The sequence below is a fragment of the Methylobacillus methanolivorans genome (assembly GCF_044751345.1).
In the GTDB taxonomy this organism is placed as follows: domain Bacteria; phylum Pseudomonadota; class Gammaproteobacteria; order Burkholderiales; family Methylophilaceae; genus Methylobacillus; species Methylobacillus methanolivorans.
Genome location: NZ_JBIWXY010000001.1, coordinates 1,046,133 through 1,064,363, shown reverse-complemented (window position 1 = coordinate 1,064,363; position 18,231 = coordinate 1,046,133). Strand labels below are relative to the sequence as shown.

At 55.6% G+C, this 18,231-nt stretch carries 17 protein-coding genes and 3 tRNA genes; 14 read left to right on the top strand and 6 right to left on the bottom strand.

Annotation, left to right across the window (positions count from 1 at the left end; genetic code table 11):
* Positions 1-141 precede the first annotated feature (141 nt).
* Genes ACIKP9_RS04875 through ACIKP9_RS04850 form a run of 6 tightly spaced genes read left to right on the top strand, consistent with a single transcriptional unit; the run spans position 142 to position 4,408 of the window.
* Complete coding sequence (locus ACIKP9_RS04875; protein WP_400880026.1) at positions 142-828, top strand: MBL fold metallo-hydrolase; 687 nt, start codon at positions 142-144, stop codon at positions 826-828.
* 43 nt (positions 829-871) lie between these two features.
* Positions 872-2,545, top strand: a complete 1,674-nt coding sequence (locus tag ACIKP9_RS04870; RefSeq protein ID WP_400880023.1) for a TIGR01244 family sulfur transferase — start codon at positions 872-874, stop codon at positions 2,543-2,545.
* A 30-nt stretch (positions 2,546-2,575) separates the two neighbouring features.
* Complete coding sequence (locus ACIKP9_RS04865; RefSeq protein WP_400880020.1) at positions 2,576-2,773, top strand: YgaP family membrane protein; 198 nt, start codon at positions 2,576-2,578, stop codon at positions 2,771-2,773.
* Complete coding sequence (locus ACIKP9_RS04860; RefSeq protein ID WP_400880017.1) at positions 2,773-3,195, top strand: YeeE/YedE family protein; 423 nt, start codon at positions 2,773-2,775, stop codon at positions 3,193-3,195. Before ACIKP9_RS04865 ends, ACIKP9_RS04860 begins: the two co-directional genes overlap by 1 nt.
* 10 nt (positions 3,196-3,205) lie before the next feature.
* Positions 3,206-3,622 (top strand): DUF6691 family protein, encoded by a 417-nt coding sequence (locus ACIKP9_RS04855; RefSeq protein ID WP_400880014.1) that lies wholly within the window; start codon positions 3,206-3,208, stop codon positions 3,620-3,622.
* Between the two features lie 3 nt (positions 3,623-3,625).
* Positions 3,626-4,408, top strand: coding sequence for a sulfite exporter TauE/SafE family protein (locus ACIKP9_RS04850; RefSeq protein ID WP_400880011.1), 783 nt, complete (start codon positions 3,626-3,628; stop codon positions 4,406-4,408).
* 39 nt (positions 4,409-4,447) lie between these two features.
* Here the strand turns inward: ACIKP9_RS04850 and ACIKP9_RS04845 are convergent, their stop codons facing one another.
* The gene (locus ACIKP9_RS04845) at positions 4,448-4,987 is read right to left on the bottom strand and encodes a TIGR00645 family protein (protein WP_400880008.1); all 540 of its coding nucleotides are present in this window, start codon (positions 4,985-4,987) and stop codon (positions 4,448-4,450) included.
* A 44-nt stretch (positions 4,988-5,031) separates the two neighbouring features.
* Entirely contained in the window at positions 5,032-5,877 is an 846-nt protein-coding gene (locus tag ACIKP9_RS04840; RefSeq protein WP_400880005.1) for a 23S rRNA (adenine(2030)-N(6))-methyltransferase RlmJ, read from the bottom strand.
* 215 nt (positions 5,878-6,092) lie between these two features.
* Here ACIKP9_RS04840 and ACIKP9_RS04835 point away from each other — a divergent pair, with 215 nt between their 5' ends.
* The 7 genes from ACIKP9_RS04835 to ACIKP9_RS04805 all read left to right on the top strand — a co-directional run bounded on the left by ACIKP9_RS04835 (position 6,093) and on the right by ACIKP9_RS04805 (position 10,066).
* Positions 6,093-7,037 carry a cation diffusion facilitator family transporter gene (locus ACIKP9_RS04835; protein WP_400880003.1) on the top strand — a complete coding sequence of 315 codons (945 nt, stop codon included), beginning with the start codon at positions 6,093-6,095 and terminating at the stop codon, positions 7,035-7,037.
* Between the two features lie 32 nt (positions 7,038-7,069).
* Positions 7,070-7,255, top strand: coding sequence for a tautomerase family protein (locus ACIKP9_RS04830; RefSeq protein WP_400880000.1), 186 nt, complete (start codon positions 7,070-7,072; stop codon positions 7,253-7,255).
* 56 nt (positions 7,256-7,311) lie between these two features.
* Positions 7,312-9,111: an excinuclease ABC subunit UvrC gene (gene uvrC, locus ACIKP9_RS04825; protein ID WP_400879997.1), complete on the top strand. Its 1,800-nt coding sequence runs from the start codon at positions 7,312-7,314 to the stop codon at positions 9,109-9,111.
* Positions 9,111-9,677 carry a CDP-diacylglycerol--glycerol-3-phosphate 3-phosphatidyltransferase gene (gene pgsA, locus ACIKP9_RS04820; RefSeq protein WP_400879995.1) on the top strand — a complete coding sequence of 189 codons (567 nt, stop codon included), beginning with the start codon at positions 9,111-9,113 and terminating at the stop codon, positions 9,675-9,677. The genes uvrC and pgsA overlap by 1 nt, the downstream gene beginning before the upstream one ends.
* Positions 9,678-9,737: 60 nt before the next feature.
* Positions 9,738-9,813: transfer RNA gene (locus ACIKP9_RS04815), tRNA-Gly, on the top strand.
* Positions 9,814-9,890: 77 nt separating this feature from the next.
* A tRNA-Cys gene (locus ACIKP9_RS04810) sits at positions 9,891-9,964 on the top strand.
* Between the two features lie 26 nt (positions 9,965-9,990).
* Positions 9,991-10,066, top strand: a tRNA-Gly gene (locus ACIKP9_RS04805).
* A gap of 138 nt (positions 10,067-10,204) precedes the next feature.
* Here ACIKP9_RS04805 and ACIKP9_RS04800 read toward each other — a convergent pair.
* A complete protein-coding gene (locus tag ACIKP9_RS04800; RefSeq protein WP_400879992.1) occupies positions 10,205-12,151 on the bottom strand; it encodes a putative bifunctional diguanylate cyclase/phosphodiesterase in 1,947 nt (648 codons plus the stop codon).
* Between the two features lie 301 nt (positions 12,152-12,452).
* On the bottom strand, positions 12,453-12,686 hold the full coding sequence (locus ACIKP9_RS04795; RefSeq protein WP_400879990.1) for a hypothetical protein: 234 nt from the start codon (positions 12,684-12,686) through the stop codon (positions 12,453-12,455).
* 226 nt (positions 12,687-12,912) lie between these two features.
* Here ACIKP9_RS04795 and ACIKP9_RS04790 point away from each other — a divergent pair, with 226 nt between their 5' ends.
* On the top strand, positions 12,913-13,266 hold the full coding sequence (locus ACIKP9_RS04790; protein ID WP_400879987.1) for a BON domain-containing protein: 354 nt from the start codon (positions 12,913-12,915) through the stop codon (positions 13,264-13,266).
* A 180-nt stretch (positions 13,267-13,446) separates the two neighbouring features.
* Here ACIKP9_RS04790 and ACIKP9_RS04785 read toward each other — a convergent pair whose 3' ends face one another.
* Positions 13,447-14,922, bottom strand: coding sequence for an efflux transporter outer membrane subunit (locus tag ACIKP9_RS04785; RefSeq protein WP_400879984.1), 1,476 nt, complete (start codon positions 14,920-14,922; stop codon positions 13,447-13,449).
* A 10-nt stretch (positions 14,923-14,932) separates the two neighbouring features.
* Positions 14,933-18,121, bottom strand: a complete 3,189-nt coding sequence (locus ACIKP9_RS04780) for an efflux RND transporter permease subunit (RefSeq protein ID WP_400879982.1) — start codon at positions 18,119-18,121, stop codon at positions 14,933-14,935.
* Positions 18,122-18,231 lie beyond the last annotated feature (110 nt).

The following is an 18,231-nucleotide window of genomic DNA, read 5'->3' as shown; positions in this document are numbered from 1 at the left end:
CATATCTGATATGTTTCATTTTAATATTTATGAAACATTTATTTTTGGGTAAATGTTTTTATTCATTGATTATTAATAACAAATGAATATGGCACTGTTTTTGCTAAATCAATCGTATCTATTCGTTTGGAGCGGCATATCATGTTCAAGCAGTTTTTTGAGCCGGAGAGTTCAACCTATACCTATTTGCTAGGTTGCGAGAAAACCCGGCAGGCGGTGCTGATTGATCCCGTGGCATCGGAGGTGGAGACTTATATTGCCGACTTGCAAGCCAATGGCTACAAGCTGGTATACACCATGGAAACTCACGTGCATGCAGACCATGTGACTGGCGCTGATCTACTGCGGCAGCGGCTGGGCAGCAAGAGCGTGGTGCACCGGGATGCTGGCGCGATGTGTGGTGACCTGTTGGTGACGGATGGTGTGCACCTGATCGTGGGGACACTGGATATTGAGGTGCGCCATACACCAGGGCATACCAATGGCTGCGTCAGTTATGTGTGTGCTGACAAGGTGTTCACCGGAGATGCCTTGCTGATTGATGGTTGTGGCCGCACTGATTTCCAGATGGGTAATCCTGGGCAGCTTTACGACAGCATACAGCGGCAAATTTTCAGCCTGCCGGATGATACCAAGGTCTATCCCGGCCACGATTATCATGGCAGGTTGTACTCGACAGTGGGGCACGAGCGCCTGCACAATCAGCGCCTAGGAGGTGGTCGTAGCCGTGAGGACTTCATTGTCTTGATGTCCGAGCTCAAGCTGGCTTACCCCAAGAAGATTGATGTGGCCTTGCCTGCCAACCAGGCATGCGGGCGTTTATCCTGATTAACAAGGCGATTGTTGATCGATTGAACCCATTAGAGCGTGTATGAAAATAGAAAAAATAGCAGCAGGCCTCAGCGTGAGCGGGCAAATTTTCCCCCAAGATATCGAGTCGCTGGCAGCGGCGGGGTTCAAGACTATCTTGTGCCATCGGCCAGATGGCGAGGGGGCAGATCAGCCGACATTTACTGAACTGGATGCCCTGGCAAAGCAGGCAGGTATTGAGATGCGGTATTTGCCTGTCGAAAGCGGCAAGGTATCGGACGAGGATGTGCAGGCGTTTTCCCAGGCTCACTCCAGCATGGCGAAACCCGTGTTGGCGTATTGCCGTTCTGGCATGCGGGCCGTGACGTTGTGGGGCTTGAGCCAGGCTCCCATGCTGGGGCTGCAAACGGTGCTTGCCAGCGCAAAAGCTGCCGGTTATGACTTAAGCGGGTTAACTTACCGGCTGGCGGGTGGAAGCGAAATTCCAGCGAATATCAGTCATCACCAAATCGTGATCGTGGGGGCGGGGGCGGCTGGTATTGCCACGGCATCGAGCTTGCTGGCACGTGACCCTGGTCTGGATATTGCCATCATAGACCCAGCAGAGATTCACTATTATCAACCCGGCTGGACCATGGTCGGCGGTGGTGTTTTCCGCCCAGAAACCACGGTGAGGACCATGGCGTCGGTGATTCCTGCCCAGGTGAAGTGGATCAAGGCGGCAGTCGCCGCATTTGAACCGAATCATAACCGCCTCTTGCTGGAAGGCTGCAAGCCGCTGAGTTATGACGTATTGGTGGTGTGCCCTGGCATCAAGCTCAATTGGCATGGTATCGAGGGGCTGGTGGATACCTTGGGCGAAAACGGCGTGACATCCAACTATCGCTACGATCTCGCTCCCTACACTTGGCAACTGGTGAGCCAGATGCAGCGCGGCAAGGCGGTATTCACCCAGCCACCCATGCCTATTAAGTGCGCCGGTGCACCGCAAAAGGCCATGTATCTATCGGCAGATCATTGGCGACGTAGCGGGCATTTATCCAATATCCAGATCGACTTCTACAACAGCGGCCCCGTGCTGTTTGGGGTGAAAGAGTATGTGCCTGCGTTGATGGAGTATGTGCAGCGCTACGATGCACATCTGCATTTTGGCCATCGCTTGACCAAGGTCGATGGCAGAGCTAAGCGTGCCTGGTTTGCCGTGACAGAGGCCGATGGAGCTCAGCGTACTGTTGAAACGGAATTCGACATGCTGCACGTGGTGCCACCACAGCAAGCGCCAGATTTCGTCCGGGCCAGCCCCCTGGTGGATGCTGCTGGCTGGGTGGATGTGGATCAATACACCTTGCGGCACAAGCAATATGCCAACCTCTTTGCATTGGGTGATGTGACCAATGCCCCGAATGCGAAGACCGCAGCCGCGGCACGCAAGCAGGCCCCGGTAGTGGCCGAGAATGTGATCGCCGCATTGGCCGGGAAAGAGATGCAAGCTATCTATGATGGCTATGGTTCATGCCCATTGACAGTGGAGCGGGGCAAGATCGTGCTGGCGGAATTCGGCTATGGCGGCAAGTTGTTGCCCAGCTTCCCGCGCTGGTTCATCAATGGGCAGCGACCATCACGCTTGGCCTGGTGGCTGAAAGAGAGAATATTGCCGCCCGTATACTGGAAAGCCATGCTCAAGGGGCGTGAGTGGCTGGCGGGTCCTGCCAAGCCAGTCAAGTCTGATGACTAAAGCAAGCATGATATTGATTGAGGAGTATGGATGATGAAAGCCAACGTAGGTGGGGTTGATCGTGCATTACGTGTGTTGATTGGGCTGGGGTTGATTGCCTGGGCAGGATTGTTTCAGGGGCCTGTGTGGGCTTATGTTGGCGTGCTGCCTTTGCTGAGCGGCTTGCTGCGTTGGTGCCCTGCATATTCCTTATTGGGGGTATGTACTTGCAGGAGCAGTGACAAGTGATGCTGGATTGGGCAAGTGCCACGCCTGTAAGCGCATTGGCTGGTGGCGTGTTGATTGGGGCGGCAGCAGCGTTGCTATTAGTATTTAACGGCCGTATCGCTGGTATCAGTGGCATTCTTGGCGGGCTGCTCAAACCTACCGCATCAGATAGCGCCTGGCGGGTTTGTTTTTTACTTGGGCTTGTGGCTTCACCATGGATGTATTCGCAGGCGTTTGCCTTGCCTGAAGCGCAGGTTTCGCAAGATGCGAGCTTGCTGATCATCGCTGGTTTATTGGTCGGGTTTGGCACCAGATTAGGCGGGGGCTGCACCAGTGGACATGGTGTATGCGGCATTGCCCGGCTGTCAACACGCTCAGTCGTGGCCACCATGATCTTCATGGCAACGGCAATGTTGACGGTTTATTTCCGTCATTGGCTGTGAGGGGGCAAGCATGTATTTGATCACGGCATTGCTGGCTGGCCTCTTGTTTGGAGCTGGGTTGATTGTCTCTGGGATGACCAATCCACAAAAAGTGCTCGCTTTTCTCGATCTGACAGGGAAATGGGACCCATCCCTGGCGTTTGTCATGCTGGGCGCTATCCCCGTGATGGCTCTGGCTTATCGCATGATGAAGAGGCGTCGCCATACTTGCTTGGGGCAAGAGGTGCAGATCCCGACTAAGCGGCTGATTGATGTTCGCTTGGTCATGGGTGCCGTCATATTTGGCGTGGGCTGGGGCTTGGTGGGCTATTGCCCTGGCCCGGCATTGGCCAGTGTGTTGACCGGGTGGATGAGTCCTGTGATTTTCTCGGTCGCCATGGTGGTGGGGATGTGGCTGCACCGGATGTTGTCAGGCATGCGGGAGTAAGCCATGTTGACCTTGTGTCTGTTGGGCATTACGGTTGGGCTCCTGATGGGTTTGACCGGCGCAGGTGGCGGGATACTTGCGGTGCCATTGCTGGTGTTTTTTACCGGAATCCCCGTGACGACGGCTGCGCCACTTGCCCTCACTGCCGTGGCGGTTGCAGCCAGTATTGGCGCCTTGGCTGGATTGAGGCAAGGCGTGTTGCGCTATCGTGCAGCGTGTGTGATGGCAGGCATAGGGGTTGTCATGGCACCCTTGGGGTTATGGGTGGCGCATCAACTGGATAACCGCCTGCTGATGTGCGTGTTTGCACTTCTGTTGCTGGTGGTTGCTGCAGAAAATCTTGTCCAGAAAAATCGGCTGGCTAGGGTGGAGCGTCAGGCTTGCCTGCTTGACCCTGCTACTGGCAAGTTGCGCTGGACCAGTCGATGTTCGCTCTCGTTAATGGGAGCAGGTGGGTTGGCTGGATTTCTCTCTGGCCTGGTAGGGGTGGGCGGTGGCTTTGTCATTGTGCCAGCGCTGGGCAGGCTTTCCAATTTGGATATGCATTCGGTGATTCCCACTTCACTGGCGGTGATTGCGCTGGTGTCATTATCCAGCCTGGGCAGTGCATTGCTGTGGGGCAGTTTTGATGTTTGGCTGGCCTTGCCTTTTGTCGCTGGGGCCATGCTGGGAATGCTGGCAGGTCGCCGATGGACGCAATGCTTGACGGCAAGATCGTTGAAAAGAGGTTTTGCCGTTGTCGCGGCGACTGTAGCAGTCATGATGGTGGTCAGGGCAATATCATGACTAACCTCCAGGCCTTGATCAGGCCCGGAGGAAGTTGGCTTAATGCTCTTTGTGGCTATCGGGATGTGCCATGATGCGGTCTATCCAGGCAATGGAGACGGCAGAAGCGATAAAAGCCATATGGATGATGGTTTGCCAGATCAAGGTCTTGTCATCCAGGTTCTCGACGTTGATAAAGGTCTTGAGCAGGTGAATTGAGGAGATGCCGATGATGGACATCGCCAGCTTCACCTTTAGCAGGTTGGCGTTTACGTGGGAGAGCCAATCGGGTTCATCCGGGTGGCCGTTGAGGTTTAGGCGGGAAACAAAGGTTTCGTAACCTCCGACAATCACCATGATCAGCAGGTTGGAGATCATCACTACGTCGATCAGGCCTAGCACCATGAGCATGATGTCGGCTTCGTGCAGTTGCGGCAGGCGCTCGATGAGGTGGCCCAGTTCCTGCATAAAGAGGACAACGTAGACGATTTGTGCCACGATCAGGCCCAAGTAGAGCGGCAGTTGCAGCCAGCGGCTGCCAAACAGCACGGCGCTGAGCGGGCTCATCTTGAAGGAGCGTTTTGGTTCTGGGGATGACATGGGGTATTTCCTTTCGTGCTAGAGGGTATTCAAGTCGGTAATCGTTAGGGGATGTGATGATCCAGCGTATATTCAGCGCCATCATCTACTGCTAGCTTCTCCACCATATAAGGCAGGGTTTCTTGCAGGATCGCTGGCAATGTCCAGGGTGGGTTGATCACGAACATGCCGCTACCATGCATGCCAAATCCATCAGGTGAAGGCGCATGGATGCTGAGCGTGGCATGCAGCCAGCTTGGCGCGCCAAGCTTAGTTAATCTGTCGGCGAGCAATTCCACTTCCGGGCGTTGCAATAGTGGGTACCAGAGTAGATAGGTACCTGTGGCAAAGCGCTGCAGGCTATCTTTCAATGCCTCGATGACGCGCTGGTAATCACGTTTTTCTTCATAAGGCGGGTCTATCAGCACCACGGCGCGACGAGGTGGTGGTGGCAATACGGCTTTTAGCCCGGCGAATCCATCCTCTTGCTCGATCAGCACCTGGCGGCCTGCAGGCTTGAAGTGTTGCCTGAGCAGCTTGGCATCCGTGGGGTGCAGTTCAAACAGGCGTGCGCGATCACTGCTGCGCAATAGCTCAAGCGCGACCGCGGGCGAGCCGGGGTAGCGCTTGAGCGTGGCACCGGGGTTGATCTGCTTGAGCAGGTCAACGAAGGATTGCAGTGGGGCAGGGAGATCATCAGCTTGCCATAATTGTGCAATGCCTTGCTCGAACTCTGCATTTTGCGTGGCATAGCCATGATCAAGCGCATACATTCCTGCACCGGCATGCGTGTCGATATACCAGTAGGGTTTATCCTTCTGGTTTGCATATGCAAGTACCTGATGCAGGACAAAGTGCTTGAGGACATCGGCATGATTGCCGGCATGGAAAGCGTGGCGATAACTGAGCATGGGCAGGGACTAAAGAAAAGTGGCGACATTATAAAGGACGGGGTGGATATTGTGTTTATTCATGCACTTCCCGAACCGCTGCTATCTCTAGCCTGAGAGGCAGATATTTATAGCCGCAGCTTTTTAATTGCAGCCATGCCTGCTAGCATTACATCCTTATGGGCGCTCATCATCATCACGGACATTCACACTCGCACGGAGGCGGTCAGCCCTCCTTGTTATTACCATTGCTGCTGATTGCCGGGTTTGCAGTCGTTGAGGCCATTGGCGGCTGGTGGACAGGTTCACTGGCATTGCTCAGTGATGCGGGCCATATGGTGTCAGATGCCTTTGCCCTGGGGTTGGCCTGGCTAGGTAGCTGGATTGCGCGCAAGCCAGCAACGCGCAAGCATAATTTTGGCTTGGTACGTGCCGAGGTCATCGTCGCCTTGGTCAATGCGTTGCTGATGCTGGCGGTGATTGTGGGTATTGTCTATGAGGCCGTGCAGCGTATTGCCGACCCACAGCCAGTACAGGGCGCTGAAGTCATGCTGATCGCGTTTATCGGCATGCTGGTGAACATTCTGGTGGCCTGGATACTGCACAGTGGGCATAGCAGCCTCAATAGTCGTGCTGCCTTGCTGCATGTGTTGGGCGATCTGCTCGGTTCGGTGGTGGCGATTGTTGCCGGGGCCGTGATTTACTTCACTGGCTGGATGCCGATCGATCCTATCTTGTCCATCTTCATTTCTGTATTGATCCTGGTGTCTACATTGCGCCTGTTGGGCGAAGTGCTGCACGTGCTGATGGAAGGTGTGCCCTTGCATCTGGATGCCCAGGCGGTTGAGCATGCCATGACCGTGAGTGACAAGGTGCGTGGCGTACATCATCTACATATCTGGTCGCTATCGTCTGAAAAAACCGCGCTGTCTGCGCATGTGGTGTTGGAAAATATGCATGATTGGCATGAGGTATTGAATAACCTCAGCCATATGCTGCACGAACGCTTCAATATTGAACATGTGACCTTGCAGCCAGAGATCGGCACGGCGCATAGCGATGCCAACTGCTGGCTGACAAGCAATAACGAGCATGTGCATGACCACAGCCATGAGTGCGATGGGCATCATGATGACCACGATCATGAGCACACCCACGCACATGGCCATCAGGCGCACTGACATCCCGACTACCCAAGCAGGAGAACGAGCAAATGCCCTATGTTGATATTAAAGTGGCGGGTACATTGACCCGCGAGCAAAAAGCCAAGATCGCTGAAGAAATCACCGATACCTTGGAGCGTATTGCCAAGAAGCCCAAGTCTTACACCTATATTACGTTCACCGAAGTGGCTGGTGAAAACTGGGCTGTAGCTGGCGATTTGCTGGACAGTGATTAACTCAATGACCTTGCTTTGCTGCGTGGCTGCCAGCCGCCTGATAGCTACGATTGCTTATGTTTGACCCCAAACCGGTACTAAAAAACCTGCCCAACCTGCCTGGCGTGTATCGCATGATCAATGCCCAGGATGAAGTGATCTACGTGGGCAAGGCGCGTGACCTCAAGAAGCGAGTTTCCTCTTATTTCCAGAAAAACCTGCCCTCTGCGCGCACACGCTTGATGGTGTCCAATATTGCGCGCATTGAAACCACGGTGACGCGCTCCGAGGCTGAAGCGCTGCTCCTTGAAAATAATCTCATCAAGGGCTTCATGCCGCGCTACAACGTGCTGTTCCGCGATGACAAGTCCTACCCCTATATCGCCCTGACCGGGGATGCCTTTCCGCGCCTGGCTTTCCACCGTGGCGCACAACGTAAGGGCAATAGCTATTTTGGCCCGTTCCCTAATGCCGTGGCGGTGCGTGAGAGCATTCAGCTTTTGCAGAAGGTGTTTCGCTTGCGTACTTGCGAGAACACCGTGTTCGCCAACCGTTCCAGACCATGCCTGTTGCACCAGATTGAGCGCTGCACCGCGCCTTGCGTCGGTTTCATTACGGAAGATGATTACCGCCGTGACGTGATGCACGCAAGCCTGTTCCTGCAAGGCAAGGAACAGCAGGTGATGGACGAGCTTGGCGATAAGATGAACGAGGCTGCCGAGCAAATGGAATACGAGCTTGCCGCTGTCTACCGTGATCGCATCCAGAGCTTGCGTCAGGTACAGGCCAAGCAGTTCGTCAGTGATTTCAATGTCAGTGATGCGGATGTGATCGCCTGTGCTGAACTACAAGGCCAATGGTGCGTGAACTTGGTCATGATCCGCGGCGGCCATCATTTGGGTGATAAGAGCTTCTTTCCCAAGAATGCGGATGGCGCTGATCTGGAAACCACCATGGAAGCGTTTCTTGAGCAGCATTACATGGCAGGCGCAATACCGCCGTTATTGATCGTGGGCGCAGCCCTGGAAACCGCGGCGATGGAAGAAGTGTTCAGTGAGCATGTCGGGCGCAAGGTCAAGATCAATACCAATCCCATTGGCGATAAACGCGTATGGCTCAAGATGGCACAAACCAATGCAGAGTTGGCCCTCAGTCAGCGTGTCGCCCAACAGGCCAATCAGCAGGCCAGGCTGATCGCATTGCGTGAGGCACTGGATTTGCCGGAAGGCACAGAGCGCATTGAATGCTTCGATATCAGTCATACCATGGGGGAGGCCACGGTGGCTTCCTGTGTGGTCTTCGACAAGGGCAATATGCAGAATTCCGAGTATCGCCGTTACAATATCACCGGTATCACGCCCGGCGATGATTATGCAGCGATGCGCGACGCCCTGACCCGGCGCTACCGCAAAGTTGCTGTGGGTGAGGGTAAACGCCCTGACCTAGTGTTTATTGATGGTGGCAAGGGGCAGTTGGGCGTGGCGGTTGAAGTGATGAACGAGGTCGGGCTGCTGGACATCCAGTTGGTCGGGATTGCCAAGGGCGAAGAGCGCAAACCGGGGTTGGAACAGATGTTCTTCCCCGAGCGTGAAGAGCCGGTAGGCCTGAAAAAAGACCACCCAGGCTTGCACTTATTGCAGCAGATTCGCGATGAGGCGCACCGCTTTGCCATTACTGGACACCGTGCCAAGCGAGGCAAGGCACGCATGCATTCCAGCCTGGAAGATATCAGCGGCATAGGCGCCAAGCGCCGCAAAAGCCTGTTGACCAGGTTTGGTGGCCTGGATGGCGTGAAGAATGCCAGCGTGGATGAAATTGCGCAGGTGGATGGTATCAGTCATGCACTGGCGCAGAAAATTTATGAGGAGTTGCACTGATGTTCTGGAATGTCCCCAATAGCCTGACAGTAATGCGTATTTTATGTATACCGCTTTTTGTCGGGATATTCTATTTCCCGGAAACTACCTTGCCTATGCATGACAAGAACGTGCTGGCTACTTTCATCTTTGCCTTTGCGGCAATTACTGATTGGTTTGACGGCTATCTTGCGCGCGTACTTAACCAGACTTCTGCATTTGGGGCCTTCCTCGACCCTGTGGCCGACAAATTGATGGTGGCCGCTGCCTTGGTGTTACTGATTGAGCTTGATCGTGTTGGTGCAGTCGTTGCCTTGATCATTATTGGACGTGAAATCGCGATCAGTGCCTTACGTGAGTGGATGGCAGGCATGGGCGAGCGTAGCAGTGTGGCAGTGGCATTTATAGGCAAGATCAAGACAGCAGTGCAGATGGCAGCTATCCTTTTTCTGTTGTATTACGATCCATTAGGGCCGCTGGATATTAGTTTTTACGGCGAAGTGTTAATTTATATCGCGGCGATTTTGACATTGGTGTCAATGGCTTACTATTTGAAGGCTGCCTGGCCACGCATGAAGGCTGGATAATCAGCCTGAAATACGCTTGACACAGTGCTGAAAATCCTTAGAATAGCGCCTTCTTTCGATGCGGGAATAGCTCAGTTGGTAGAGCGCAACCTTGCCAAGGTTGAGGTCGCGAGTTCGAGACTCGTTTCCCGCTCCAGGATTTAAAGGGGAAAGTGGCAGCAAGCACTTTCCTTTTTTATCAGATGTCCGAAAGGCTAGTCTGATACTGTTTATGGCGCGATAGCAAAGCGGTTATGCCGCGGCCTGCAAAGCCGTTTAGGCCGGTTCGACTCCGGCTCGCGCCTCCAGGTAAATGATTTTGCTGTCAAGCAATGCGGGAATAGCTCAGTTGGTAGAGCGCAACCTTGCCAAGGTTGAGGTCGCGAGTTCGAGACTCGTTTCCCGCTCCAAATTAAAAAGGGAAAGCTCATGCTTTCCCTTTTTTCATCTCTAGATATCTATCTATACCTTTTCCTATCCCAATCATTTTGCTTGAGCGTCTTGTGGTACATGAGTTCGGTAGCAATATATCAAATCACTCCGCAGTCTTATGCCGTCACCATGGCGTTTTTGTGCAGCCATTGTTCAGTACCTGATGCTGGCATGGGCTTGGAATATAGATAGCCTTGCACCATGGAGCCGCCAATTTCTTTGATAACGGCCATTTCCTCGGTGGTTTCAACACCTTCGATAATACAATCCAGTTCCATGTCCCGGCTGAGGGCTAGCAGGGATTTGACGATTTTGAGGCTGGCTGGATTTTTCTCAATATTGGTGACAAAGCTGCGATCTATCTTGATCTTGCTCAAAGATAAAGCGTGCAGTTGGCTCAGGCTGGAATGCCCAGTGCCAAAATCATCCAGTGTAATGCCACAGCCTAGTTTCCTGATCTGTTCTGTCGCCCATTTTGCTTGTTCTATGTCGTGCATCACGGCGGTTTCCGTGATTTCCATATCCAGTTGCCGTGGGTTAAATTTGGATTGATCGATGATTTGCACGATGCGCTGCACGATATCCGGAGAACTCAGGTCGTGCGCTGATAAATTAAATGATAGCCGGATATGTGCGGGCCATTTGGCGGCTGCTGTGAGCGCTTTTTCCAGCAGGATGCGAGTTTGTTGATTAATGATGCCAGTGCGCTCTGCTACCGGGATGAACTGTGCGGGGGAGATTGGTCCTAATACGGGGTTGACCCAGCGCGCCAGAGCCTCAAAGGCAACGATTTTTTCTGTCGTGATGTCGACAATGGGCTGGAAGTAGACTTCCAGTTCCTCGGAAAAATCTGCTTTCCTTAGTGCCTGCTCAATACTGGCATCCAGGTGGATCATGTTTCTGTGGCTGGTGGAAAATACCGTGACCATGCTGCGATGATTGCGCTTGCCGTGGTAAAGCGCATAGTCGGCATGTTCAAATAGATCAGTCGCATTCCCTGCCATATCGGGGTAGGTGACCAAGCCCATGGAGGCCGCAATCTGTATCAGGGTATCTGCAATCATGAAAGGGCGACGCAAGGACTCGCACAATTGGGTGCCAAAGAGTAGTAGCGCCTGATCGTCCATTTCTCGCGTAATGATGATGGCAAATTCATCTCCGCCCAGCCGGGCCAAATGAGTGTCTTCATCGCAAAGCTTGAGCAAGCGCTGGCCAACGGCAAATAGCAGTTTATCTCCTACGCTGTGACCATACAGGTCATTGACGGGTTTGAAGCCATCCAGATCGAGGATGCCCACGGCAAAGCGGCTGCCATCTTGTTCTGCCTGCATGCAACAGGCATAGAGCTCGCTGAAGAATTTGCGACGGTTGGGCAACATGGTCAGGCTATCGATATTGGCCAAGCGCAGGTTTTCATTACTCAATGCCTCAGCCTGGGCTTGGGCGTCCGCTAGCCTGGTGAAGTCGCGATAATACACATGCAGGATCATCAGCATGATGCCGGATACCAAACCTACATTAACGGCTGTTGCGATGAATGTAGGCTTGCCGGTGGAGGCGAAAAAGATGATGAAGCTGATATTGACTACCGCTGCGGTAATAAGCGCAGCTGGGCGTAAGTGCATTAGGCAGAAGATGCAGCCAATTACGGTGATCCCCATATAAAAGGCAACATGGGATTGCGCATAGGCATCACCATAAGGAAACAGCATGATGGCCCAGATGGTGAAACTTAATGAGATAGGGCCTGCAATCAGGGTAGTGCGATTGAGTGCATGCATAGTCGATGCCAAGCTAGGCTCATGCTTGCGGGTGCGAAACCAGAAGGAGAATCGAATGATGCATATCACCGTCAATACAATCGGGTAGTCCAGGGTCAGCCATCTGGGGGCGCTGGACATGTGTGTGGCGCTTAGTATCCAGCTATTGATGAGCAAGATGACATACATCAACGGCAGTTGCTTGGAGAATGCCTTGAATTGGGCCGTGAGTAACTGGGGTTTGTCTTTTTCAATGGAAAAGCCTTTTCTCAGGCAATTCCATAAGTCAGTAGGCCATGTCATGTTACCCCTCCAAAATGATGCGCTTGATGCGTTTTATTTATAGGGAGTGCCTTGAATAGCCTCTTTGTAGGGTTTACGTATCTTCGAAAAGACAGTGAATAGGCTTTCAAGACATTATTGATCAATACGTCAGGGGCGTAAATATTGATCTTATGTCATAGCTAACGGTGTAATTTCGAGGAAATGAATAGCCTGCATTTTTTATTTGTGTAGCAGGCAGATGAAGGCGTTTCGAGGGTGTCTGGCCTGCTTCGCTGACGGAGGCAGGCCTATATGGGAAACTAGGTATTTACGATCATGGTTAAGTCTCTGACAGAGGCTTGATCACGATGTGCGGCAGTCGCATGATCTTGTCTATCGCCAGCCGGGCCAGCGCCCAGGCTTTTTCCTCTCGCATGAGGGCTTTTTCTGATTCTGTGTAAGGCAGGAACTGGCCGCCAAATGTCAGGGAGTGGCGCACTGTGTTTTGTTCGTTCATGTAGGCCTTGACCACATCTTGTACGCGCTCTTCACGGCTCTTGTATAACGAGGACATTGCTGTGTTCCTTCCACTGGGATATTGCTGTATCTCTATTCATGTTACATGGCGTTGTTCAGGCGGCGCCAGTGCTTTTCTCAATTTTTGTTGCCTACGCGATCTCCTGAGGAGGAGCGGTGAGATTCGAACTCACCAACCTCATCAATGATTAAAGAATTCCTACATATCAGTCAGAAGTGAGCCACTGGCGGCAATGGTCGTGGCTGCATAAACTAGATGAGATATGTCACATGAATATCTTGAGGAGGTACGCATGCGCGTGATGAATACACTTTATTTGATACTGGTGCTTGGGTTGCCGCTTCCTGTGTTGGCAGAAAATATAGGCCCATTAACTGGCGATACCGAGGATACCGCGACGACGGGCAAGGTGAAGGCTGCACTAGCCAAGGATGTGATGCTGAGTGCCCTGGATATCCAGGTAAAGTCTGATGACCTGGGGGCTGTCCATTTGAGTGGCACTGCGAAGTCGCAGGCAGAGGTAAGCCAAGCGGCGATCGTGGCAAGGAATGTCAGCGGGGTGGTATCGGTGCAGAACGATATCGTGATTGATGCGCCGGACACGAAAATGAAGTGATGATGAAAGGTGATGTATCAAAGCCCATAGGCTTTAATCGCCTATGGGCTTTGAGATGTTAACGTGGGTTAGTGCGCCCAATCTATATCGGCAGAGTCACACTGGGTCAATGACAGCTCATCGGCCTGCGAGCAGGCTTACTACCTTATTCCCTGCACTAACTGGAGCATTATATACCGCTTAGGGTTGATGCCATGCCAAGGGCGTGCCTTGTTCCACCTGTTGCCAGCTACCACCCAGCGCGCGGATCAGGTTGACCGTGGCGCGGGCGCGTTCGCCGTCGAGCTGCAGGGTGACGCGCTTTTGCTGAAGCAAGGTGCGGTCGGCATCGATCACTTCGAGATAGCTGACCAGGCCTTCGCGGTAGCGGCTCTGGGCGAGGTGGCTGGCGCGTTGCGACGAGGCGACGGCCGTGTCCTGCACTTCGGACTGGTTGTCGAGGATGCGCAGGCTGGCCAGGTTGTCCTCGACCTCGCCAAAGGCGTTGAGCACGGTCTGGCGGTATTTGGCGACGTCTTCCTCGTAGACGGCGCGTGCGCGTTCCAGCCCGGCTTCGCGGCGGCCGCCGTCAAAGATCGGCATCGAGAGCATGGTGCCGATCAAAGGGCCGAGCAGGAAGGTGCGGTTGGACCACTCGAATAGGCTGCCCAGCTCGGAGGATTCGTAACCGAGCGCGCCGGTGATGTTGAGACGCGGGAAATAGGCCGCCTTGGCGACGCCGATGCGCGCATTCGCCGCCGCCATCGCGCGCTCGGCGGCTGCGATGTCAGGCCGGCGCTCCAGCAACGAGGACGGCAAGCCGGCCGGCACGTTGATGCTGATGCGTTGCAACGGAATCACTGCCAGGCTGAACTCCGCCGGGGATTTGCCCAGCAGGATGGCGAGGGCATGCTCGGCAATCGCGCGGCGGCGCGTCACGCCCAGCTCCTCAGAGCGTGCGGCCGCGAGTTCGGTCTTGGCGCGCGCCAGTTCGAGCTCGCTGATGTCGCCAGCATCGTAGCGATGCTGCGTCAGCTGCACGGTCTGCTCGCGCAACTTGACGGTGTGCTGGTAAATGTCACGCTCGGCATCCAGCTCGCGGATGGTGAAGTATTGCTGCGCCACGTCTGCCTGCAGGGAGAGCAGGATTGAGCGCAGCAGGGCGGCGCTCTGTTCCGCATCGGCCTGGGCGGCGTTGACCAGCGAGGATACGCGGCCGAACAGGTCTGCCTCATAGGCGAACTGCGCCTGCGCGCGCCACAATGTCTGTTCGCTGCCGTTCTCTGTACGCTGGGCATCTGGCGATACGCGTTGATGCCCAGGGCTGATGCCGCCGCTCAGTTGCGGGTAGCGGTTGGAACGCTCGTCCTTGAACAAGGCACGGGATTGCGCCAGCCTGGCGGTGGCGGCCTGCAGGTTCTGGTTAGCGGCCAGGGCCTCGTCCTCCAGGTTGTCCAGTGTGAGGTCGTTGAAGACCTGCCACCACTGGCCGCGGTGGTTCAGTTCCGTCGGCTCGGCAGTCTTCCACTGGCTGGACTGCTCTCCGGTTGCATGAGTGGAGGCTTCCTTGAATTGCGCCGGCGTTTCCACCTGGGGCTTCTCATAGACCGGGGCCACTGAGCATGCCGCCAGCAGCAGCGTCGCGGTCAATAGCGATAATGTCTTGGTCGGTTTCATGGTGTGCTTCCTATATCAAATGGCTGGCGGCTGGGCCGGCAACATGGGGTTTGTGCTCAGTGGCCGAGTGCAACTGGCGGCCGCCGCTCAGCTTGCGCAGCAGCACATAGAACACGGGCGTGAGGAACAGGCCGAACAGGGTCACGCCGAGCATGCCGAAGAACACGGCGATGCCCATGGCGTAGCGCATTTCCGAGCCCGCGCCGCTGGAAGTCACCAGCGGCACCACGCCCATGATGAAGGCGATAGAGGTCATGAGGATGGGGCGCAGACGCAAACGGCTGGCCTCGATCGCAGCCTTGACGATGCTGCTGCCTTGTAACTCCAGCTCGCGCGCGAACTCGACGATGAGGATGGCGTTTTTCGCAGATAGTCCCACCAGCACCATCAGCCCGATCTGGGTAAAGATGTTGTTATCGCCCTTGGTCAGCCAGACGCCCGTGAGCGCAGCCAGGATGCTCATCGGCACGATGAGGATTACCGCGAGCGGTAAGGCCAGGCTCTCGTACAGCGCCGCTAGCACCAGGAACACCAGCAGCACGCTGATCGGGAACACCCAGATGCCGGCATTGCCCGCGAGGATCTGCTGGTAGGTCAGGTCGGTCCACTCGAACTTGATGCCGGGTGGCAGGGTCTGTGCGGCTATCCTTTCCACTGCCGCCTGGGCCTGCCCGGTGGAATAGCCGGGCGCTGGTCCGCCGTTGATGTCGGCGGCGGTATAGCCGTTGTAGCGCACCACCATTTCCGGGCCATAGGTGGGCGTCACCTTGACCAGCGAGGACAACGGCACCATGTCGCCCGCCATGTTGCGGGTTTTCAGTTGCAGGATGTCCTCGGCCTTGGCGCGGTAGGGCGCATCGGCTTGCGCGCGCACCTGGAACACCCTGCCGAAGCGGTTGAAGTCGTTGATGTAGAGCGAGCCGAGGTAGATCTGCATGGTGTCGAACACCTCGGTCACCGGTACGCCCAATTGCTTGGCCTTGGCGCGGTCCAGGTCCACGTTCAGCTGCGGCACGTTGATCTGGTAGTTGGTAAACATGGGCCCCAGTTCCGGCGCCTTGGAAGCCTCGGCGACGAAGGCGTTCACCGCCTTATCCAGCTCGGCATAGCCCAGCGCGCCCCTGTCCTCGATTTGTAGCTTGAAGCCACCGATGGTGCCCAGGCCCATGACCGGGGGCGGCGGGAACACGGCGATATAGGCGTCCTGGATCTGGCCGAATTTCTCGTTCAGCGCTTGCGCAATCGCGGCGGCCGATAACTCCTTGCCTTTGCGTTCGTTGAACGGCTTCAGCGGCGTAAAGACGATGCCGGCGCTGGAACTGTTGGTGAAGCCGTTGATCGAGAGGCCGGGAAAGGCGACCGCGTTTTCCACGCCGGGCTGCTGCAATGCGATCTCGCTCATGCGGCGGATGACTTCCTCCGTGCGTTCCAGCGAGGCGCCGCTGGGCAGCTGGGCGAAGCCCACCAGGTATTGCTTGTCCTGCGCCGGCACGAAGCCGCCGGGCACAATCAGGGAAACGCCCACGGTCAGGCCGAGCAGCACGGCATAGACGCCCATGGCTGCGCCCTTATGGTTGATGATGCCCTTGACGCCTTTGCCGTAGTTGTCGGAAGCGCGGCTGAACAGGTTGTTGAATCTGGCAAAGAAGCCGCCCAGCCAGCGGTCCATCAAGCGCGTGAGCCAGTCCTTCTTGTCGCCGTGGCCCTTGAGCAGCATGGCGGACAGGGCAGGGGACAAGGTCAGGGAGTTGAACGCCGAGATCACGGTGGAAATGGCGATGGTCATGGCGAACTGCTTGTAGAACTGTCCGGTGAGGCCGGTCATGAACGCCAACGGCACGAACACCGCGATCAGGGTCAGCGCGATGGCGATGATGGGCCCGCTCACCTCACGCATGGCCTGGTAGGTGGCGTCGCGCGGGCTCAGGCCCGATGCGATGTTGCGCTCGACGTTTTCCACCACGACGATGGCGTCATCTACCACGATGCCGATCGCCAGCACCATGCCAAACAGCGACAGGGCGTTGATGGAATAGCCGAACGCCAGCATCAGCGAGAAAGTACCGATGATGGAGACCGGGACCGCCAGCAAGGGGATGATGGACGCGCGCCAGGTCTGCAGGAACAGGATCACCACCAGCACCACCAGCGCGATCGCTTCCAGCAGCGTGGTCACCACGGCGCGGATGCTGGAGCGCACGAACTGCGTCGGGTCGTAGACGATATGGTATTCCACGGATTCGGGGAAATCGGCGGCCAGCTCCTTCATGGTGGCGCGCACGGCATCGGAAATCGCCAGCGCGTTGGCGCCGGGTGCTTGGAAGATCGGGATGGCGACCGCGGGCTTGTTGTCGAGCAAGGAACGCAGGCCGTACTCGGAGGCGGCCAGTTCGATACGTGCTACGTCGGAAAGGCGTGTGATGCCGCCCTCGGCGGAAGTCTTGAGAATAATCGCCGCAAACTCTTCCTCAGTCTTGAGGCGGCCCTGCGCATTGACCGACAGTTGCAGCGGCACATTATTGGGAGAGGCGCCGATCACGCCAGCCGCCACCTGCACATTTTGCTCGCGGATCGCCTGCACCACATCGGAAGCGGTCATGCCACGCTGGGCGACTTTCTGCGGGTCGAGCCAGACGCGCATGGCGTAGTTGCCGGAACCGAACAAGCCGACTTCGCCCACGCCCTGGATGCGCGCCAGTCTATCCTTGACGTTGATCACGGCATAGTTGCGCAGGTAAGTCATATCATAGCGGTTGTCCGGCGAGGCCAGGTGCACCACCATGGTGAGGGTGGGCGAGCTTTTCAGCGTGGTGAGGCCCAGCCGCTGCACATCGGGCGGTAACCTGGGCAACGCCTGGTTGACGCGGTTCTGCACCAGTTGCTGCGCCTTGTCCGGGTCCACGCCGAGCTTGAAGTTGACGGTGATGGTGAGGTTGCCGTCGCTGTTGGCTTGAGACTGCATGTAGATCATGTCTTCCACGCCGTTGATGGATTCCTCCAGCGGCGAAGCCACCGTCTCGGCGATCACCTTGGGGTTGGCACCAGGGTATTGCGCGCGCACCACCACGGAAGGCGGCACGACTTCGGGATATTCAGAGATGGGTAGCTGGAACATGGCCAACGCCCCGCCCAGCAAGATGAGCATCGACAGCACGCCCGCAAAGATCGGGCGGTCGATGAAGAATTTTGAGATATTCATATTGGATTCTCCCTAAGATTTAGAGCCTGTTCATCCTCTTTTTATAGGGGACGCATGGTTTCAAAGCGTGCCCGATCAAGGCGCAGGCCGCAGGCGATGCTTATTGCCTC

What these genes read in the sequence shown, in the direction of transcription:
- ACIKP9_RS04860 (WP_400880017.1), top strand. Translation starts at nt 2,773, where the DNA reads ATGCTGGATTGGGCAAGTGCCACGCCTGTAAGCGCATTGGCTGGTGGC.
- ACIKP9_RS04875 (WP_400880026.1), top strand. Translation starts at nt 142, where the DNA reads ATGTTCAAGCAGTTTTTTGAGCCGGAGAGTTCAACCTATACCTATTTG.
- ACIKP9_RS04845 (WP_400880008.1), bottom strand. Translation starts at nt 4,987, where the DNA reads ATGTCATCCCCAGAACCAAAACGCTCCTTCAAGATGAGCCCGCTCAGC.
- pgsA (WP_400879995.1), top strand. Translation starts at nt 9,111, where the DNA reads ATGTTCTGGAATGTCCCCAATAGCCTGACAGTAATGCGTATTTTATGT.
- ACIKP9_RS04830 (WP_400880000.1), top strand. Translation starts at nt 7,070, where the DNA reads ATGCCCTATGTTGATATTAAAGTGGCGGGTACATTGACCCGCGAGCAA.
- ACIKP9_RS04785 (WP_400879984.1), bottom strand. Translation starts at nt 14,922, where the DNA reads ATGAAACCGACCAAGACATTATCGCTATTGACCGCGACGCTGCTGCTG.
- ACIKP9_RS04790 (WP_400879987.1), top strand. Translation starts at nt 12,913, where the DNA reads ATGTCACATGAATATCTTGAGGAGGTACGCATGCGCGTGATGAATACA.
- ACIKP9_RS04800 (WP_400879992.1), bottom strand. Translation starts at nt 12,151, where the DNA reads ATGACATGGCCTACTGACTTATGGAATTGCCTGAGAAAAGGCTTTTCC.
- ACIKP9_RS04855 (WP_400880014.1), top strand. Translation starts at nt 3,206, where the DNA reads ATGTATTTGATCACGGCATTGCTGGCTGGCCTCTTGTTTGGAGCTGGG.
- ACIKP9_RS04840 (WP_400880005.1), bottom strand. Translation starts at nt 5,877, where the DNA reads ATGCTCAGTTATCGCCACGCTTTCCATGCCGGCAATCATGCCGATGTC.
- ACIKP9_RS04795 (WP_400879990.1), bottom strand. Translation starts at nt 12,686, where the DNA reads ATGTCCTCGTTATACAAGAGCCGTGAAGAGCGCGTACAAGATGTGGTC.
- ACIKP9_RS04870 (WP_400880023.1), top strand. Translation starts at nt 872, where the DNA reads ATGAAAATAGAAAAAATAGCAGCAGGCCTCAGCGTGAGCGGGCAAATT.
- ACIKP9_RS04865 (WP_400880020.1), top strand. Translation starts at nt 2,576, where the DNA reads ATGATGAAAGCCAACGTAGGTGGGGTTGATCGTGCATTACGTGTGTTG.
- ACIKP9_RS04780 (WP_400879982.1), bottom strand. Translation starts at nt 18,121, where the DNA reads ATGAATATCTCAAAATTCTTCATCGACCGCCCGATCTTTGCGGGCGTG.
- ACIKP9_RS04850 (WP_400880011.1), top strand. Translation starts at nt 3,626, where the DNA reads ATGTTGACCTTGTGTCTGTTGGGCATTACGGTTGGGCTCCTGATGGGT.
- uvrC (WP_400879997.1), top strand. Translation starts at nt 7,312, where the DNA reads ATGTTTGACCCCAAACCGGTACTAAAAAACCTGCCCAACCTGCCTGGC.